Origin of the sequence: Ectobacillus funiculus, from assembly GCF_004138295.1 — a bacterium.
Taxonomy (GTDB): domain Bacteria; phylum Bacillota; class Bacilli; order Bacillales; family Bacillaceae_G; genus Ectobacillus; species Ectobacillus funiculus.
Map to the genome: position 1 here is coordinate 500,711 of NZ_SCFM01000004.1, position 18,352 is coordinate 519,062.

General features: G+C 38.2%; 15 protein-coding genes. 8 read left to right on the forward strand and 7 right to left on the reverse strand.

The window, feature by feature from the left end; genetic code table 11:
• Window positions 1–81 precede the first annotated feature (81 nt).
• Entirely contained in the window at window positions 82–1,323 is a 1,242-nt protein-coding gene (locus EP737_RS03895) for an ATP-binding protein (protein WP_129726573.1), read from the reverse strand.
• A 430-nt stretch (window positions 1,324–1,753) separates the two neighbouring features.
• Here EP737_RS03895 and nikA point away from each other — a divergent pair, with 430 nt between their 5' ends.
• The 7 genes from nikA (at window position 1,754) to EP737_RS03930 (ending at window position 8,543) form a co-directional block, all read left to right on the forward strand.
• Window positions 1,754–3,376, forward strand: coding sequence for a nickel ABC transporter substrate-binding protein (nikA, locus tag EP737_RS03900; protein ID WP_129726574.1), 1,623 nt, complete (start codon window positions 1,754–1,756; stop codon window positions 3,374–3,376).
• Window positions 3,377–3,397: 21 nt separating this feature from the next.
• Complete coding sequence (gene nikB, locus EP737_RS03905) at window positions 3,398–4,342, forward strand: nickel ABC transporter permease subunit NikB (RefSeq protein ID WP_129726575.1); 945 nt, start codon at window positions 3,398–3,400, stop codon at window positions 4,340–4,342.
• Window positions 4,339–5,172 (forward strand): nickel ABC transporter permease subunit NikC, encoded by an 834-nt coding sequence (gene nikC / locus EP737_RS03910; RefSeq protein WP_129726576.1) that lies wholly within the window; start codon window positions 4,339–4,341, stop codon window positions 5,170–5,172. Before nikB ends, nikC begins: the two co-directional genes overlap by 4 nt.
• An 18-nt stretch (window positions 5,173–5,190) precedes the next feature.
• Window positions 5,191–6,003: a nickel import ATP-binding protein NikD gene (gene nikD, locus EP737_RS03915; RefSeq protein WP_425455844.1), complete on the forward strand. Its 813-nt coding sequence runs from the start codon at window positions 5,191–5,193 to the stop codon at window positions 6,001–6,003.
• A gap of 151 nt (window positions 6,004–6,154) precedes the next feature.
• Window positions 6,155–6,988: a nickel import ATP-binding protein NikE gene (gene nikE / locus EP737_RS03920; protein WP_129726578.1), complete on the forward strand. Its 834-nt coding sequence runs from the start codon at window positions 6,155–6,157 to the stop codon at window positions 6,986–6,988.
• Window positions 6,989–7,008: 20 nt separating this feature from the next.
• Window positions 7,009–8,343, forward strand: a complete 1,335-nt coding sequence (locus EP737_RS03925; protein ID WP_129726579.1) for an MATE family efflux transporter — start codon at window positions 7,009–7,011, stop codon at window positions 8,341–8,343.
• A gap of 2 nt (window positions 8,344–8,345) precedes the next feature.
• The gene (locus EP737_RS03930) at window positions 8,346–8,543 is read left to right on the forward strand and encodes a DUF3600 domain-containing protein (protein WP_281278872.1); all 198 of its coding nucleotides are present in this window, start codon (window positions 8,346–8,348) and stop codon (window positions 8,541–8,543) included.
• Window positions 8,544–8,705: 162 nt separating this feature from the next.
• On the opposite strand, the gene EP737_RS03935 is transcribed toward EP737_RS03930, so the two are convergent.
• From EP737_RS03935 to uxaC, 5 genes are all read right to left on the reverse strand, one after another.
• Window positions 8,706–10,085 (reverse strand): MFS transporter, encoded by a 1,380-nt coding sequence (locus EP737_RS03935; protein WP_129726708.1) that lies wholly within the window; start codon window positions 10,083–10,085, stop codon window positions 8,706–8,708.
• A gap of 120 nt (window positions 10,086–10,205) precedes the next feature.
• Complete coding sequence (locus tag EP737_RS03940; RefSeq protein ID WP_129726709.1) at window positions 10,206–11,699, reverse strand: UxaA family hydrolase; 1,494 nt, start codon at window positions 11,697–11,699, stop codon at window positions 10,206–10,208.
• 13 nt (window positions 11,700–11,712) lie between these two features.
• Window positions 11,713–13,179: a tagaturonate reductase gene (locus EP737_RS03945; protein ID WP_129726581.1), complete on the reverse strand. Its 1,467-nt coding sequence runs from the start codon at window positions 13,177–13,179 to the stop codon at window positions 11,713–11,715.
• Window positions 13,180–13,252: 73 nt separating this feature from the next.
• Entirely contained in the window at window positions 13,253–14,251 is a 999-nt protein-coding gene (locus EP737_RS03950; RefSeq protein ID WP_129726582.1) for a LacI family DNA-binding transcriptional regulator, read from the reverse strand.
• A gap of 101 nt (window positions 14,252–14,352) precedes the next feature.
• A complete protein-coding gene (uxaC, locus tag EP737_RS03955) occupies window positions 14,353–15,795 on the reverse strand; it encodes a glucuronate isomerase (protein ID WP_129726583.1) in 1,443 nt (480 codons plus the stop codon).
• Window positions 15,796–16,376: 581 nt separating this feature from the next.
• On the opposite strand from uxaC, the gene EP737_RS03960 reads away from it, so the two are divergent.
• Window positions 16,377–16,910, forward strand: a complete 534-nt coding sequence (locus EP737_RS03960) for a DoxX family membrane protein (RefSeq protein WP_129726584.1) — start codon at window positions 16,377–16,379, stop codon at window positions 16,908–16,910.
• A 243-nt stretch (window positions 16,911–17,153) separates the two neighbouring features.
• Here the strand turns inward: EP737_RS03960 and EP737_RS03965 are convergent, their stop codons facing one another.
• Window positions 17,154–18,158, reverse strand: a complete 1,005-nt coding sequence (locus EP737_RS03965) for a DUF3231 family protein (RefSeq protein ID WP_129726585.1) — start codon at window positions 18,156–18,158, stop codon at window positions 17,154–17,156.
• Between the last annotated feature and the right edge of the window lie 194 nt (window positions 18,159–18,352).

An 18,352-nucleotide genomic window follows, 5' to 3' on the forward strand; every position in this document is an offset into this window, starting at 1 on the left:
TAATGATAATCGATTTTTCTATTTTTTCGGACCTAGCCCTCATACAGTACAAAGACGTTCATGAGCAAATAAAAACATCTTCTAAGTTAACTGGACCAGATGAGATTGGGGAACTGTAGGTAATATAATTTCAATTGTAGTTCCTTCATTTACTTTGCTTGAAATTTTCAGCTCCCCATCATGATTTTCAATAATTCGGTAACTTGTCATTAATCCTAAGCCAGTCCCCTTTTCTTTTGTGGTGTAAAAAGGTTCCCCAAGAGTTGGCAATCGATCCTCAGGGATACCAGATCCTTGGTCAATAAAATATAAGGAGACTTTATTTTTTTCCTTAATAGCTGCCTTTACATGAATTATGCCGCCATTTGGCATCGCTTCAATGGAATTTTTTAAAACATTGATGAATACCTGCTTTAACTGATTTTCTTCACACACAATAATCGGAATATCCGGCTCAAATTCTACAAGGATTTGAATATTATTCATAATGGCCTGTGTATTGATAAGAGTTACAATATCTTGAACTAAACTTTTTATATCTTTTTCTTTAAACACAATATCAGTTGGTTTAGCTAGTATTAAGAATTCACTAACAATCAAATTAATTCGTTCTAATTCTGTTAATAAAAGATTAAAATATTCTTCATCACTTGGATACCTAGATTTAAACAGCTGAATGAATCCTTTGATAGAAGTGAGGGGATTTCGAATTTCATGTGCGATTCCCGCCGCCATTTGTCCCACAACTGCCAGTTTTTCTGACTTTTGAAGAAGGGTGTCTGTTGTTTTCTTTTTATCAGTAATATCGTTAAGTATGGACAAAATTGCTTCTTTTCCTTCATATACAATAGCTCGGCTAGAGACTTCAATAAAGACCTTTTTTCCGTCCAAACGTACTAGCCTTTGTTCGACCTGATTAAGAGGTCTATTTTCTTCGCGCAGCCGTTTTAAACGCTGCATTGCAAGAACTTGATAATTACCATCAATAAAGCTATAAATCGTCTGCCCTAAAATATCATTTTTTTTGGAGGCGCCCAGCATGTTTTCCCCAGCTTTATTTACATAAAGGATAAGGTTTTGCGAGTGTATAATAATAGCATTAGGTATAGTTTCAATTAGTTGTTTATAGCTCTTTTCACTTACTTTTTCCTTCTCCGCATAAAACCTCGCTTTGTCATATTGTTTGCCTACAAACCAAGCAATGGATACGGCTAACAAGGACTGGATAGTTTGCATTTGTAACGGCTCATGTAAAAAGAAAATTTGGATGAGTGAAAAAATAATCGTAATGCTGATAAAAGTTATTCTGCCTGTTGTTTTCATAAAAGCTTCCTCTTCGGTTATAGTTATACAAGTTGCATTAGACCGCAAATAAAAATAGTAAAAACACTTTATGTCCAAGGTCTTGGTTCAAATCGTTATATTGTTAAAATTTATAATAGCAAATGGAAACGTTTTCTGGTTAAGTTTTTTTAAAATTGTATAAACTTCCCTTATTTTTAAATGGAAGCAGATAGATGTAACATATGCTAGAACCTTGGTACCGGAACGCATTCCCGCAAACTGATCTACGAAGTATCATGGTCAATATGCATGCCAAGGAAGACATAGTATATGGGAATTGTTTCTAATTGTGAAATTATTCGTAATTTTCATTGACAGGGGGTATCTTAGTTAACTATTATTAGTGAATGATAATCATTTTCATTCGTATCCATCTGTTTTATTAATTTTAAGGGGGAAGTATTTACTAATGCTTAAAGGGAAAAGGAAAATCGCCATATTACTATCAGCAGTAATTCTGCTCTTATCTGTTGTCCTTGTAGGTTGTACAACACAAAAAAGTGAGCAGACAGAGAAGGAAACGAGTAATAAGGAAAAAACTCTTACTTTGTCTTGGCCGAGGGATATAGGAGAGATGAATCCGCATGTTTACAACCCTTCACAAATGATTGCCCAATCAATGATTTACGAGCCATTGGTTAGCTATAAAGAAGGGGGTAAGCTGGAACCAGCTCTAGCTGAATCATGGGAAGTATCTGAAGACGGTAAGGAGTACACTTTTAATCTTCGTCAAAATGTAAAATTTTCTGACGGAACAGCGTTTAATGCGAATGTTGTGAAAAAGAATTTTGATGCGATTATGAAAAACGTGAAAATGCATAGCTGGTTAGGATTAATCAGTATGATTGATAAGACGGAGGTAATCAATGATTCTACCTTCAAAATCACATTAAAGCAGGCTTATTATCCAACATTGCAGGAGCTAGCAGTGGTCCGTCCAGTCCGTTTTTTAGGTGAAGCAGGTTTTCCGGATGACGGTGACACTTCAAAAGGAGTGAAGAAACCTGTTGGAACGGGACCATGGATGCTAGCGGAATATAAGAAAGATGAATATGCGGTATTTACTCGCAACCCGAATTATTGGGGTGAACGTCCGAAGGTTGATAAAATCGTGATTAAAACAATTCCTGATGCAGAGACAAGAGTACTTGCTTTCGAAAAGGGCGAACTCGATTTAATTTATGGAGAGGGCGCTATTAGTTTGGATGCTTTTAAACAATTAGAGGAGTCAGGAAAATATAAAACAAGTATTTCTGAACCTGTTGCAACAAGACAATTAGTCATGAATACGACGAAAGAGCAGCTTTCCGACATAAAGGTACGTCTAGCACTTCAATACGGTTTTAATAAGCAAGCAATGGTAGAAGGAGTGACTTCTGGACTGGAAGAGAAGGCAGACAATATTCTAGCTCCCAACCTGTTATATACCAATATTAAAACAACACCTATTAAGTATAATGTAGAAAAAGCAAAGAGTTATTTAGAAGAAGCGGGCTGGAAGCTGCCAGCTGGAAAAAGTGTTCGAGAGAAAGATGGTAAAGCATTGGAGCTTGAATTGATGTATGACAAGTCGAACCAAATCCAAAAGGCAATGGCGGAAGCTCTTCAAGCTGAGTGGGCGATGATCGGCGTTAAGCTGAATATTAATGGTGTTGAGCTGCCCGTTCAAGTAAAACGCTTTGGTGAAAATGATTTTGACTTGAATTTCTATAGCAACTACGGAGCTCCATATGATCCGCATACCTTCCTTAACATTGTCTCCGTAGACGGATTTGGATTCTCAGATGCTTTGTCCAACTTACCAGTGAAACAACAGCTTGATCAACAAATTAAAGAAGTATTTGCCTCCACGGATGAGAAAAAACGAAAAGAACTATACAGCTCTATCTTGCAGACACTACAGGATCAAGCAGCAATCGTGCCGATTTCTTATATTAAGAAAACAGCTGTGTATCAAAAGGATGTAACTAGCTTTGAATTCCCAGCAAATCGTGATGACCATCCATTCAGTGGAATTAATATTAATAACTAGGAAACGGCAGGAGGAGAAATAATGGGTAGCTATATTATGAAACGACTTTTTGCCATCATTCCTATTTTTCTCTTTGCCACACTGCTTACTTTTTTGTTCATTCATCTGTCGCCGGTCGACCCTGCTGAAGCATATTTGGCAGCTGCCCATATTCAACCGACAGCGGAGATGTTAGAACAAAAAAGACAGGAGTTTGGTCTAGATCAGCCGCTGTTTGTGCAATATATCCAATCTCTTATTAAGATATGCCAACTTGATTTTGGCATATCTTATCTTTCTAACAAGCCAGTTTGGCAGGAGGTTGTATACCGGATGCCTGCAACGGTCCAACTTGCCTTTACTAGCATTTTCCTAGCCGTACTCGTTAGTGTGCCTATCGGATTTTTAGCTGCAGTGAAGAGAAACGGGGTCATCGATCAGTTCAGCAGAATTCTAGCTTTTTTGGGTGCTTCCATTCCACAGTTTTGGCTTGGTTATCTATTAATCTATTTGTTTTCTGTGAAATTTGATCTGTTTCCTGTAGAGGGGACGGGAACGTGGCTGCACTTTATTCTTCCGTCCGTAACGCTGGCTTTACCGCTAATTGCTATTTATACTCGTTTGCTGCGCATTAGTGTACTGGAGAATTTGCAGGATTTCTATGTCTTGTATGCTAGAACAAGAGGTATTCACGAGCGTGCCATTATGGTAAAGCATGTATTAAAAATTGCAATTTTACCGATGATTACGGGGATTGGGATGAATTTTGGCAAGCTGCTGACGGGAACGATTATTGTTGAGTCCGTTTTTTCATGGCCTGGGTTTGGCCGTTATTTTATTGAGGCGATTTTTAACCGGGATATACCAGTCATCCAATGCTATGTGTTTCTTGCGGCCTGTCTATTTATTTTGTGCAACCTGATTGTAGATATTGTACAAATGTATATGGATCCGCGCATCTCTTGGAAAGGGGGAACGGATCAATGATTGCGAGTATAAGGGGTGTTTTTAAGCACCAAACAACCATCACAGTCTGCTTATTCACTTTAATCGTTCTTTTTATACTTACGATTTTGGCTCCGTGGATTTCCCCGCACGATCCAATTCAAGTGAATTTAGCTTTAAAATTAAAGCCGCCTTCCATGGAATATCCACTGGGTACTGATTACTTGGGGCGATGTAATCTGTCTCGTCTTTTACATGGTGCTCGTATTTCCCTAGGGATTGCGTTTTTAATTTTCATTTCGTCATTGGGGATTGGTTTACTTGTCGGAACGTTTGCCGGCTATAAGGGAGGCCGGATTGATCTTGTACTGATGAGATTTTGTGAGGGAGTGATGGCATTCCCGAATCTTGTACTTATTCTTGGACTTGTCGGAATATTCGGCCCTGGGATGAAACAGGTGATCTTGGCAATGGTGCTTGTGCAGTGGGTGTATTACGCGAGGATGTTCCGAGGCTTAGTGCTCAGTCTGAAGGAGCAGAACTTTATTGCCGCCGCGAGAATAAACGGATCTTCACAATGGAAAATTATTAGACGGCATATTATCCCAAATGTACTTCCTCCAATTGTCGTAATGGGGACACTTGAAATAGGCTGGGCTATTATGGATATTTCCGCCCTGTCGTTTCTAGGACTCGGTATTCAGCCACCCACGCCAGAGTGGGGTGCTATGATTCATGAAGGAAAATCATATATACGAAGCAATCCAGAGTTAATGATATATCCAGGTGTAATGATTATGCTCGTTGTTATCACTTTTAATGTATTGGGAGAAGCTTTATCAGATCGCTTTGGTGTAAAACGACGTTTTTAAAAAGGAATGAGATAATTGATAGAAAAGCAGCATAATATTTTGGAGGTTAGCGGCCTTCAGGTAAAAGCAAAAACTTCCATTGGAACAATTCCTTTGGTGCAGGATATCCAATTTGAACTAAAGCCTGGGCATGTGCTCGGGCTTGTTGGAGAAAGCGGCAGCGGAAAAACCATTACTTCCTTATCACTCCTGCAATTGCTAGACCGTAAAACAACGAGTATAGAAGGCAGTATACGATTGCGCGGCAGGGAATTAAATGGGCTGAGCGCGAAGGAGATGCAGCGGATCCGAGGAAAAGAGATTGCTCTTATTATGCAAAATCCAATGAACGCTTTTACCCCTGTATATACGATTGGCAACCAATTCATTGAAACGATTCGGACTCATACGAATTTAACAAAGAAGGAAGCATTTGAGCTGGCTGTTGACTCTTTGCACAACGTAAATTTGCCAAATCCTTCAGACATTATGCGTAAATATCCATTTCAGCTAAGCGGAGGAATGCTGCAGCGGGTAATGATTGCTATTGCTTTGTGCTTGCGGCCAGCTGTAATTATTGCTGATGAGCCAACAACAGCGCTAGATGTGACAAACCAATTGCAGGTGCTGCGGCAGTTGGATTGGATTCGTTCAGAATATGGTACGGCGATCTTATTAATTTCTCATGATTTAGGAGTTATTTCTGAGCTGGCTGACGATGTCATCGTGATGCAGAACGGAAGAATTGTGGAAAAAGCAGATGTTTATCAGTTATTTGATCATCCGCAGCATGAATATACGAAAAAGCTGCTTCATGCTCGACCATCGTTGCAATTTAGTAAAGAAAACTGAGCCCTACTTATACTGTATTCTTAAAATTTCCGACTACGTCGGATTCACTTCTAGCTGGAAATTTATACTTTCCGATCAGTACAAAAAAGCGCAGGATTCTCTAACATTGTTAGACTAGCATTAATATCTTAAGAAAACAGGTGGTGAGTCCATGAGTTTACTGCAGGTTAAGGATGTAACACATACGTACGGCTCCTATAATTTGTTTAGCAGAACAGACCAACGAAAACGGGTGCTTTCCAACGTTTCGATTTCCATAGGGCAAGGAATGTGTCTAGGTGTTCTCGGAACGAGCGGAGCTGGGAAAAGCACGCTTGGAAAAGTAATCCTTGGATTGGAGAAGCCGCAAAAGGGGCAGGTTTTGTTTCAAGGGCATGATTTTTATAATACAGACCGCATCACTCGTAAACGGCTTCGCCGCGATCTTCAAGTAGTATTTCAAGATTGCTACTCTTCAGTAAATCCACGCATGACTGCGGAACAAATTATTAGTGAACCATTACAAAACTATGAAAGAATGTCTCCGGATGAACAGAAGCGGACCGTTGGAGATTTACTAGAAAGAGTAGGTCTGAATCATGAGGATATGAGAAAGTACCCTCATCAATTTAGCGGAGGACAGCTGCAAAGGATTAATATTGCAAGAGCGATTTCCTTAAAACCGAAGCTAATTGTATTAGATGAAGCGGTAAGTAGTCTAGATATGGTTAACCAAACAAATATTTTAAACTTATTGAGTGAATTGAAGTCAGCTTTTGGTCTCTCATACCTTTTTATTACCCATGATATAAAAGCTGCTTATTCTATCTCCGATGCTTTGGCTGTGATGGAGAAAGGTGAAATAGTTGAGGAGTGCAAAAGTAAAGACAAGCTGTTCACATCGCGTCATCCTGCTGTGCAAACTTTGCTCTCGTCTATTCTTTCCGAGCATCCCCGTTACCGTTCTCTTTCTGGAGGGAGACATTATGCCCAACCTCTGGCATGAGAGAGAAAGGAGGGAAACTATTGAATCATCGATCCTATCTTATGTTGGCTATTCCCCTGATCATTTCAACCATAACTACTCCTTTATTAGGGGCTGTTGATACAGCAGTTGTCGGGCAGTTGCCTGACCCTGCTTATATTGGGGCGGTGGCTGTAGGAACCATTATTTTTAATACGATGTACTGGTTGTTTGGTTTTTTACGAGTTAGTACATCGGGCTTTGCTGCGCAAGCGTATGGAGCAAATGATGATATGCAAGGGGTTTTAGCTCTAACAAGGCCATTTGTAGTGGCAATTGTAGTAGGGGTTGCCTTTATTCTTCTACAGTGGCCTATCGAACATTTATTTTTAACCTTAATAAGCCCAGAGTCTAACGTCCGGGCGTTGGCATCAGATTATTTTAGTATTCGTATATGGGGTGTCCCGTTCGCTTTAATGAATTACGTTATCCTCGGATGGTTAATGGGGATGTCTAGGATTAAAACCTCTTTAATGATACAAGTATCTATGAATCTCATGAACATCGCTCTATCTCTATTATTTGTTAACGTATTCTCTTGGGCAGTAGCTGGTGTAGCTGTAGCAACCTTACTATCGGAAATAATGGCTTTTATTATAGGACTTATTGTCATATGGAAGGCTGTTCCTTTTACATTTAAGCGCCTTCCTTTAAAAGCGATTGTTGATCCCGCTTCGTTCAAAAAAATGATGAGTGTGAACCGGGATTTGTTCATCAGAACCCTTTGTTTATTAACGATGTTTAATATATTTACGGCGAAAGGGGCTTCCTTTGGAACAGAGGTTTTGGCAGCAAATGCTGTTCTCATCCAAATTCACTATCTCATGGCTTACTTCTTTGACGGATTTGCGAATGCTTCTAGTATTTTTGTGGGGAAAGCAATTGGAGCAAACGATAAACAATTGTACAAGAAGACACTTTCGCTATCGTGTCAGTGGGCTATCTTTTCGTCCTGCTTTATCGCAGGTATTTACGTCTTGTTTGGTCATAATATAATTATGCTATTTACGAGTATACCAAGTGTTATTGAATTGGCAAATGCCTATGGAATATGGATTACGCTATTTCCTATTTCAGCCAGCTTTGGCATCATTATTTATGGTGTTTTTACAGGGGCAACGGAAGCAGCACCTATTCGAAACTCGATGATTTTGGCGTTGATTGCTTATCTCATGGCGCTATTTATTGCAGTGCCTAGTTTTCAAAATCACGGTTTATGGTTCTCTTTTATTGTATTTAGTATAGGACGTTCTGTGTTTTTGGTAATGTATATTCCAAAATTAAACAGAAAGTTATTTTCGGTTCAAGTGCAGAATACTCAAACATTTTACAGCTAGAAATCCTAACTTCTGAAGAACACGAACAGTATATTGAGGCTCTCATGACATATGAAAAGGTGTTGGCGCAAGGGGAAATAGATACAAGCAAGGGACCGATAGAGGTGGAAAAGCTTCCTAGAGAACTGCAAGGAGAATTTCAACAAGCGAAGGATTTTATAGACTATGTAAACAATAAGCAGCAAGCAAAAAAAGAATAAGTTTATATGTTTCATAAGAAGGTATTACAAGAATAACGAAGATATATGGTAAAACCTATGTAAAAGAACAGCCCTGAAAAAACACAGGGCTGCTTTTGTTTTTCTTAATTACACAATAATTCATTTTTTATGTTAGGAAGGAAGGTTCCCTTTTTATATCAACTACGCTTTTGCATTAAGATCCTTCATAATTTCTGCATGCTTCTCATCTGTTAGCTTGTACATAAATCCAATGATTAGTAAAGATATAGTTAATGCAACTGCTGGATATAGAGTAAGCAGTCCTTTAATACCCAGCAAGGTTCCAGCCGATTGAGCCACGTTTGGCACATAGCCGATTAAAGATAAACCGAGACCGGAAAGAAAACCTGCCAATGATTGTGCCAATTTCCTTGAGAAGTTAAATAAAGAATATGTCGTCGCTTCTTTTCGATCTCCTGATACCCACTCGCCATAGTCAATAATATCCGAAACCAATGCCCATGTAATACCATTTGGAATACTAATTCCAATGAAAGCTATTGCTGAAAGAATTGTGAATGAATAAATATTAGTTGGAATCAAGAAATTCACAAGATCAGCGGCTATACAGATTGCAAACCCCAGCATCGCCGTATGTTTCTTTCCAAATTTTGAAACAAGCTTAGGCATAAGGATAACACCCAAAAATGAAGAACCAATAATGATAAAGCTCATGTTCGCTACAAGTGTTACATTTCCTAAATTATATTGTGCAAAATAGACCAGTAGCGCTGATTTAATGTTATAAGCAGAAATGGAAAAGATCGTCATTAGCACAAGTGTTAACAATGGTTTATTCTTAATAAATGTTTTAATAATTGATTTTACAGATATTTTTTCCTTCGGAGCCTCTTTTACAATCACTCGTTCTTTTGTATTCCGATAACAAATATAGAATCCGAGAATACCAATAATGGCCATCATCCCCATAGCAACTGGATAGCCTACTTGTGGATTTTCAAATTGCACAATGATTGGCATAACGATAACGCTTGTAATCAACAAAGCACCTAAAGAACCGATTTGTCTGAATGTTGCAAGTGAAGTGCGATCGCTTGCATCTTGGGTAATTGCAGCACCCAGTGAACCATAAGGAATGTTTGTAAATGAATAGGCTACTCCCCATATCATATAAATCACATAAGCATATATCAGCTTTCCTGTTGTCGAAGCAGCCGGTGACATGAACAATAACACTGTAATGATCCCTAATATAAAACTGCCAAATAATAAATATGGGCGAAATTTGCCGCGGTTACCAACGTTCTTACGATAATCAATCGACGAACCGACAATTGGATCCATAACAGCATTAAACAGCTTGCTTACTAAGAAAATCATACCGGCTGCTGCAGCTGGGATTCCAGCAACATCTGTCAAAAATTTAAGCAGGTAGAGTTGACCTAAATCAAACAGGAAGCCATTACCAAAGTCTCCAAATCCATAAGACACTTTCTCTTTTATACTGATCTTTTCGTGCTTAGGATTTTGTTCCTGTTGGGAATTATTCGTAGCTAACATTGTGCTCATAATTACCTCCAGATATATTGGAATGATATTTTTGAAATGTGCTGTACTGGTAACTAAAATGAATGAGGTGAGAATAAGTCAAGGAGACTCGCTTAAAAAAACAAAATCAGCTTATAATGTTACACCGCTTTTAAAGATTGAAATCTCTCTAAAATCATTTTTCTCATTGTTAACAAATTCTCCGCTTGCGACTTTGATAATATAGTCGACAAACTCAGTCATTACTTGATCGATTGATCTCCCATCTTCAAGCAATGTTCCAGCATTAAAGTCAATCCAATGTGGTTTTGTTTCGTAAATTTGGGTATTCGTTGAAATTTTCATAGTTGGAATAAATGTCCCGAATGGTGTTCCTCTGCCTGTTGTAAACAGCACCATTTGACAGCCTGCTGATGCAAGTGCCGTAGAAGCGATGAGATCATTGCCAGGTGCGCTTAAAAGATTTAATCCTTTTATTTTTAAAGTTTCCCCATATTTCAAAACGTCCACGACGGTGGAAGTACCAGCCTTCTGTGTACATCCAAGTGACTTGTCTTCTAAAGTTGTAATGCCGCCAGCCTTGTTTCCTGGAGATGGATTTTCATAAACAGGCTGATTATGCTGAAGAAAATAATCCTTAAAGTCATTGATCAAATCTACGACCTTATGAAATACTGCTTCATTAGCCGCTCGTTCCATCAAGATGGTTTCGGCACCGAACATTTCTGGAACTTCGGTTAAGACAGTGGTTCCACCTTGTGAAATTAAGTAATCAGAGAATCTGCCTAAAAGAGGGTTAGCGGTTATTCCAGAGAAGCCGTCAGAACCGCCACATTTCAGGCCAATCTTTAGTTCTGATAGGGGAACATCTTCTCTTTCATCATTTTTAGCGCTTTCATAAATGTCCATGACAAGTTTAAATCCTTCTTCAATTTCGTCTGTAACTGCCTGGGAAATGAGGAACTTGACTCGGTCTTCATTTATGTCACCGAGCGCTCTTTTAAATTCAGGAAGTTCATTGTTTTCACATCCAAGCCCTAAAACGAGAATACCGCCAGCATTTGGATGGTTTACAGCATTGAGCAAAATTTGCTTTGTATTTTCATGGTCGTCACCGAGCTGGGAACAGCCGTAGTTATGTTTTAAAACGAGAACATTATCAAACGGACTTATGTCGCCTACATGTTTTTCAAAGCGTTTCATAATTTTTTCGGCAATTCCATTCACACAGCCTACTGTTGGCACGATCCAAAGTTCATTTCGAATTCCGACATTTCCATTTTCCCTTACATAGCCTTTAAAGGTCCGATTTTCATTTTTATATGAAAGGTCCGTTTGTTTCGGTGTGTACCGATAATCCTGCGTTCCGGATAAATTCGTTTTCGTGTTATGGGTATGAACAAGTTCTCCAGGCGCAATTGTTGTGAGTGCATGGCCGATTGGATACCCGTATTTGATAACATGTTCTTTTTCTTGGATTTCTTTTAAAGCGATTTTATGGCCGCGATAAATATCCTGTTTTAATTGAATGGTCTTTCCGTCGATGCTTAGTTCTTCATCCTTCTTAAGGTCTCTTAAGGCAAGGATAGTGTTATCGTTTTCATTTATTTGCAAGTATTTTTTCATCCGCATGATTACCTCACTTAATTGATGTCCCGTATAATTCTTTAAGGGCTTCTTTTACTCCGAACTGCTTAATATTCAGGAGATTAGTTGTTACAGCGCTCACCAAGCCTGGAATCGAAGTAAGATCCATTGCCCATAGCTGTTTGTTAGCCAACACGGTTTTAACTAGATCTTCTATATGGAATTCATGTTGATCGGCTTTCCCCCAAAGAGCTTGAAAGAATTGTAGGATTTCTGGATTATCTTGTAATGAAATATCCTGATTCCCTCGTTTTCCTCGATAAAAATACAGCAGGCAACTTAAAGAAAAAACGAGCCGTTTCGGCAAAGTAGCCGTTTGGTTCACGTAATCTAGTAACGTTGGTAAATTCCTCGCCGCAAACTTTGAAATGGAATTTAAGGAAATGCTTAATAAATAATGTTTGATATATGGATTCATAAAGCGATTTAACACTTCATTTGAAAAGGCAGCAAGTTCTTCAGGCGATCCATCTAAAGTTGGAACAATTTCATTATCAACCAACTCCTTAATGAATACCCCTAGCTCCTGATGCTTGACCGACTCTTCCACAGTGTCTAGGCCATATAAGTATGAAACAGGTGTCATAGCGGTATGAGCACCGTTTAAAATACGGACTTTTCGCACTCGGTAGGGTGTTAAATCATCAACGATTAACGTGTTCAAACCTGTACCTGCAACTGGCAGTTCATCTTTGATCCAATCAGGTCCTTCAATCACCCAAAGATGATACTGTTCTCCGACTACCATTAATTCATCCTTATAGCCCAGCGCTGCTGTTTTCTCGTCTATTGAATCCAATGGAAAGCCTGGGACGATCCTGTCTACTAAGCTGGAACAAAACGTATTTGCATCATGGATCCAATTGATAAATTCATCACCTAGGTTCCAGTGGTTGGCATATTGAAGCACAACCTCTTTCAGTTTTTCGCCATTATTTTCAATCAGCTCACAAGGAATCACGATGCAGCCATAGCTATCGTCTCCCGAAAAAGCTTGAAAGCGATAGTAAAGAAAAGCAGTCAGCTTTCCTGGAAAACTCCTTGGCGGTCGATCTTCCAACCGATCTTCAGAATCAAAAACAATCCCGGCTTCTGTCGTGTTTGAAATGATGAAACGCATATCCTGTTTTCCCGCCAGTTCTTTATACTGCTCATAGTTTGTAAAAAGGCTAATCCCTCGGCTAATCGACTCAATCACCATATGCTCATCAACGGGTTTCCCATCCTTCATTCCTTGTAAAAAAAGGGTGAACAAACCATCTTGTTGATTCAGTCTTTCAATTTTTTCCGAGCCCCTTGGTTGGACCACGACGACACTTCCATTAAAATCTGTTTTCTCATTTAATACTTGAACCTGCCAGTCAACAAACGCTCTTAAAAAATTTCCTTCTCCAAACTGAAGAATTTTCTCTGGACGTACAGCAGACTGCTTGTAATTGTGTTTATTTAACCTCTGCATCTATAGGTATCTCCCTTCGTTATGCACACGTGAACATTTATTTCAATAATCGTCCCAAAACGGGACAATAATATTACTCCATCTTTTTAACAGAGTCACGAATGATTAACTCTGTATTGGCAAAGATCTTTTCCACCTTTTCTTGTTTCCCCATGATTAATGACAGAATTTTTTTCGCACCCCAAATACTGATTTGTTCTGTAGGGCGTTTTACGGTTGTTAGGCGCGGTGTTGTATACCGAGAAAAACCTATATCATCGAAACCAATAATTGAAATATCATCGGGAACCTTTAGTCCTTTAGCGAAAACTGCGTTCATGGCACCAATGGCCATATCATCATTTGAACAGAAAACAGCTGTTGGAGACTTTTTTAATGACAGCAGTTTGTTCATCGCGAGATAACCGCTTTCCATATCATAGTTTCCACTAACAGAGTATTCGGGCTGAATGGACATCCCGTGTTGGATTAACGCTTGAAGATATCCCTCTTTGCGCATTTGTGTGGACTTAAAGCCTTGTATTCCTTCAATAATGGCGATATCCCGATGCCCGTTTTTAATCACGTATTCTACTGCTTGACGGGATCCTTCTGTATCATCAGATAAAATATTGATAATATGATTTTCCTCGATATAACGGTTAAGTACCACAAGGGGAATTCCCTTTTGCATTGTGTGGTAGATAAACGAATTATCTTGCACACTTTGACTCATTAAAATGATGCCATCAAAGCGTAGGGGATTAATTGTTGAAAAATCCTGATAATCATCTATGCCGCGGACAAATAAATTATAATCCTGGCTGATGACATGATTGACACCTTTGAGCGCATCGACAAAAAAGCTTGGAGATGTTCCGTTGCTTATGCTTGAAAAAAACAAACCAATTGTATGGGACTTCTGCGTCACAAGGCTTTTTGCATTATAATTTGGTGTATAGTTTAGCTGGGAGGCAATTTCAAGGATTTTCTGCTTGGTTGGCTCTTTTATAAGCGGGCTGTTATTGAGGGCCCTTGAAACCGTTGTATGAGATACATTGGCCAGCCTAGCAATGTCTTTAATAGTAACCATTCTATTTCCTTCCTTTTTTCATTACATTCATTTAGAAAAAGTGGCATATATTATCCTATTTTACTACCTCACCAGCATTAATCAACCTTTAGCATCTTTCGTTATGATCTTGTAGAAGAAATAGGGTGGCCTTCTGTAACTCCTTGAAATTGAAAATATTCTTTCGCGTTGTTGTAGGCGATTGCTTGGACGATTCTCCCTAATAATTCCATATCCTTTGGAACCTCACCATTCTCTACCCATTCTCCAATCAGATTGCAGACAATTCTTCTGAAATATTCATGTCTCGTATAAGATAGAAAGCTTCTAGAGTCTGTCAGCATTCCAATGAACCGGCTAAAAAGCCCTACATTGGAGAGTGCTTTCATTTGCTCTAGCATGCCTTCCTTCGTATCATTAAACCACCATGCAGTACCGAATTGGATCTTTCCTGGTGTCTTTCCATCTTGAAAGCTATTGATAATACTTGCAATGACATAATTATCAGTAGGATTTAAAGAATAGATAATCGTTTTTGGAAGCTTGCCAGCCTGTTCTAAAGAATCCAGGATTGAAACGAGTGGTTTGGCAATTTGATCATCATTAATTGAATCATAACCGGTATCAGGTCCTAATCGCTTAAACATGTTTGTATTATTGTTGCGATGGGCATTAATATGGAACTGCATCGCCCAACCGAGATCTGCATATAGCTTGCCTAAGTGAATTAATGTAAAGGTTTTAAATTTCTTTTCCGCTTCTAAGGAGAGCTTGCTGCCAGTTAATCTTTCTGCAAAGATTTCCTGTACTTCGTCAAAGGTCGCTTCTTCATAAACCATTGAATCTAATGCATGATCAGAGACGACACCGCCAACTAAGTGGAAGAACTGAACTCTCACTTCAAGTGCAGCGAGATAGTCCTTATAGTTCTCAATCTTTACTTGCGAAGCTTGCTCAAGCTTCCCAACCCATTCTAGAAATTCATCTCGGTTGATTTCCAAGCCTTTATCCGGTCTAAAACCCGGAACAACACTGACAGGATAGTCTTCATCTTTTTTTAATAATTGATGATATTCTAAGCTATCTGTCGGGTCATCAGTTGTGCAAACCACTTTAACATTTGATTTTACGATGAGGTCACGGGCGCCAAATCCTTCTCCAGTTATAAGGGCATTCGCTTTCTCCCAAATCCCTGGGGCACTTTGTTCGTTTAATGTTTCGTAAATGCCAAAGAATCGCTGCAATTCTAAATGAGTCCAATTATATAAAGGATTTCCTATTGTCATTGGAACCGTCTTTGCCCAGGCAAGAAATTTTTCATAATCACTTGCATTTCCGGTAATATATTCTTCTGGGATTCCATTTGCTCTCATTGCTCTCCATTTATAATGGTCACCATAAAGCCAAGCTTCTGTAATATTTTTAAATTTTTTATTTTCATAAATTTCTTTAGGGCTTAAATGACAATGATAGTCAATAATCGGCATTTCCTTCGCATAATCATGGAACAGAGAGATAGCGGTTTCATTTTTAAGTAAAAAATTTTCATTCATAAATTTTTCCATTATTTCACCATCCTACAGTTTTTGTTAACGTTAACATTTTAAATTAAAAAAATAATAGGGCGAAAGTCACTTAGAAATGTTAACGTTAACATTTCTCCTTCATTCTACTTTTTATTTCTTTTTAATGCAATAGGGATTTGTATTTTTTTCTAATAAACTCCATTTTTCAAAAAGAACAAGTGTATATACAGGACTAAAAATGTGGTCGTTCGTTCTAAAAAACTCGTGGATTGGCGAGCTGTTAGGAAAAAGCAAAAGCGTAGCTACCTTACAACGTATTCCTAAAATTTTCGAATACGTTAAATTGGCTTCCGGATGAAAATTTATATTTTCTTTCTTGCAGCGCAACAAAAATCTACTCCTGCTCAAAAAGCTATATCATTCTGCCCGGGAGGTAGAATGATATAGCTTTTTAATCGGTTGTTCTTACCGAATTTAGGAAGAAGGAAGTATTCACCATTTGGTCAATTTCTTTTGAACTATTTGTGAATATATTCACAAGACTGATACTTCTTACAAACTTTCAAATATACTAAGAGTGTAATCATTACTTAATCCAATTTGAAAGGGAGCGATCTTGTATGTTTGGAAAGTTTGTTAGGGAAAATCGAATTGCAGCAGCTCTTTTAACAGTTCTTCGTTTATATTTAGGATACTCTTGGTTTACAGCAGGACTAGGAAAATTACAAAGCGGTCAATTTGATGCAGCTGGCTTCTTAGCTGGAGCTGTTGCAAAACCAGTTGCTGGTCCAGATGGCGTTGTCTATGGATGGTATGTATCTTTCCTAAAAAACCTGGCTCTTCCGAATGCGGACTTATTTAACATTGTAATTCCATTAGGTGAAACTCTTGTAGGTCTTGGATTGTTGCTCGGCTGCTTAACAACAGCGGCGGCGTTCTTTGGTCTTGTAATGAATTTTAGCTTCTTGCTTGCGGGAACTGTTTCTCATAATCCAACTGACATTCTATTAGGCGGAATTATTTTAGCAGCTGGGTTTAACGCCGGTGTATTTGGTTTAGACCGATGGGTAATTCCATTTATTCGTAAAACTATTTTGAAACAAAATACTAGCATTAAAAAGACTGAAAACATTAAAGTAAAACCTGCGCTATAGATTTTTCAACACAGTACAAAAGCATGTGGATTGCTTTAAACATACTAAAATTAGAAGGGGATACTATGTTCAATATAAAGGCATAGATCCTCTTATTTTTTACATAGCATACTCCATAATCAAATATTAAAAAGATGGTATATAATATATATGTTGAAGAAGGAATAACCACTTTATGTTGGAATTATCCATTAAAATAAGAAGCTAATTAAAAATATACCCCTCACTAATGAGGGGTATATCCTATTGATCTCGTGCAAGTTCTTTTCTATTGGGAGCAAGTGGTGGCTGTTCTAACCACTTGTTTTTCACCATAATATCGAACCAGTTTTTGGTAGTTCCTAATGTTTTTAGAATTGCTTTTTCATAAGCTACAGCTAGGTCTTTTCGCATGGCTCCTGCTAGACCTGTCCCATAATATACTTGTGCAGTTTGAGTCAAGAAGCCCATATGATACAACATTAATTTATCTGAAAAAGGAGAGTCTTTTGACGTTGTAACCTCTGATTCCCACGACATTGGAACTGGCAAATTATCATTGTGCATAATTTTTGAAAGGGCTTGTAGGTTGTCATCTGCGGCTTGTTCTAATTCCTCAAAAAACTTTCTTACTTCTTTCGATTCTGTGACTTGACTGAATCCAATTGAAAGAGTTTTTGCCATAATGCTCTTTTTAATGTTAAGAGAAATACTGATTAGTTCTGAAGCAGATAAAAGTCTCTCTTTTCCGAAGAATCCATCAGTAAAATCTTTGGTAGAAATAAATTCAGGGCCTTCGTTAGGATAGAAATAGGGGTCTCGTTGGAATTTTCCTTTCTTAAGCAATAACTCAATGGTTAAATCGTACATACTTTTTGCATCATTATCACATGAATTGTAAAATTCCCGTAGGTCTTTTCTGACAGAAACACTTAAAGCAGTTGTATGACCCAACAAACCATGTATAGTCATAATATGTAAATAATTTAAGCAGAATGTGTCAGAAAACAATCTCTCTGCACCTTTATTAAGGTCGGACTCAGTAAATCCAATAGGAACTGGAAATCCCTCTTTCTCAATGAAGGAAACAAGCTGCTTCTTTTGCTTTTCCCATGTCTCAATGGCAATTTCAAAAACTTTTTTTATTGATTCGTCTTCCAAGATAGAAATCATATACCTATTTACTATCTCGGTCATAGTTCCGTTTACATACTCCCCCCATAGTGTTCCTATTTCGGAAGATGTAAGTTTTAAATTATCATTTTCCATTTGTTCTCACCTCTTCCGTATTTTTTACTAATACAGAAATAGGTATGCATTTCTTTGGACTTCAACCTTTTAGATGATTAGTTGAGTAGTTTCTTGTTGAACGGGGGCGTTAGTGGAAGAACAATTAAGTGATTTTAGGACTGATGACATATCTTAGTTATTCCATTAAAGGGCGCTTTAATGGAATAAAAGAA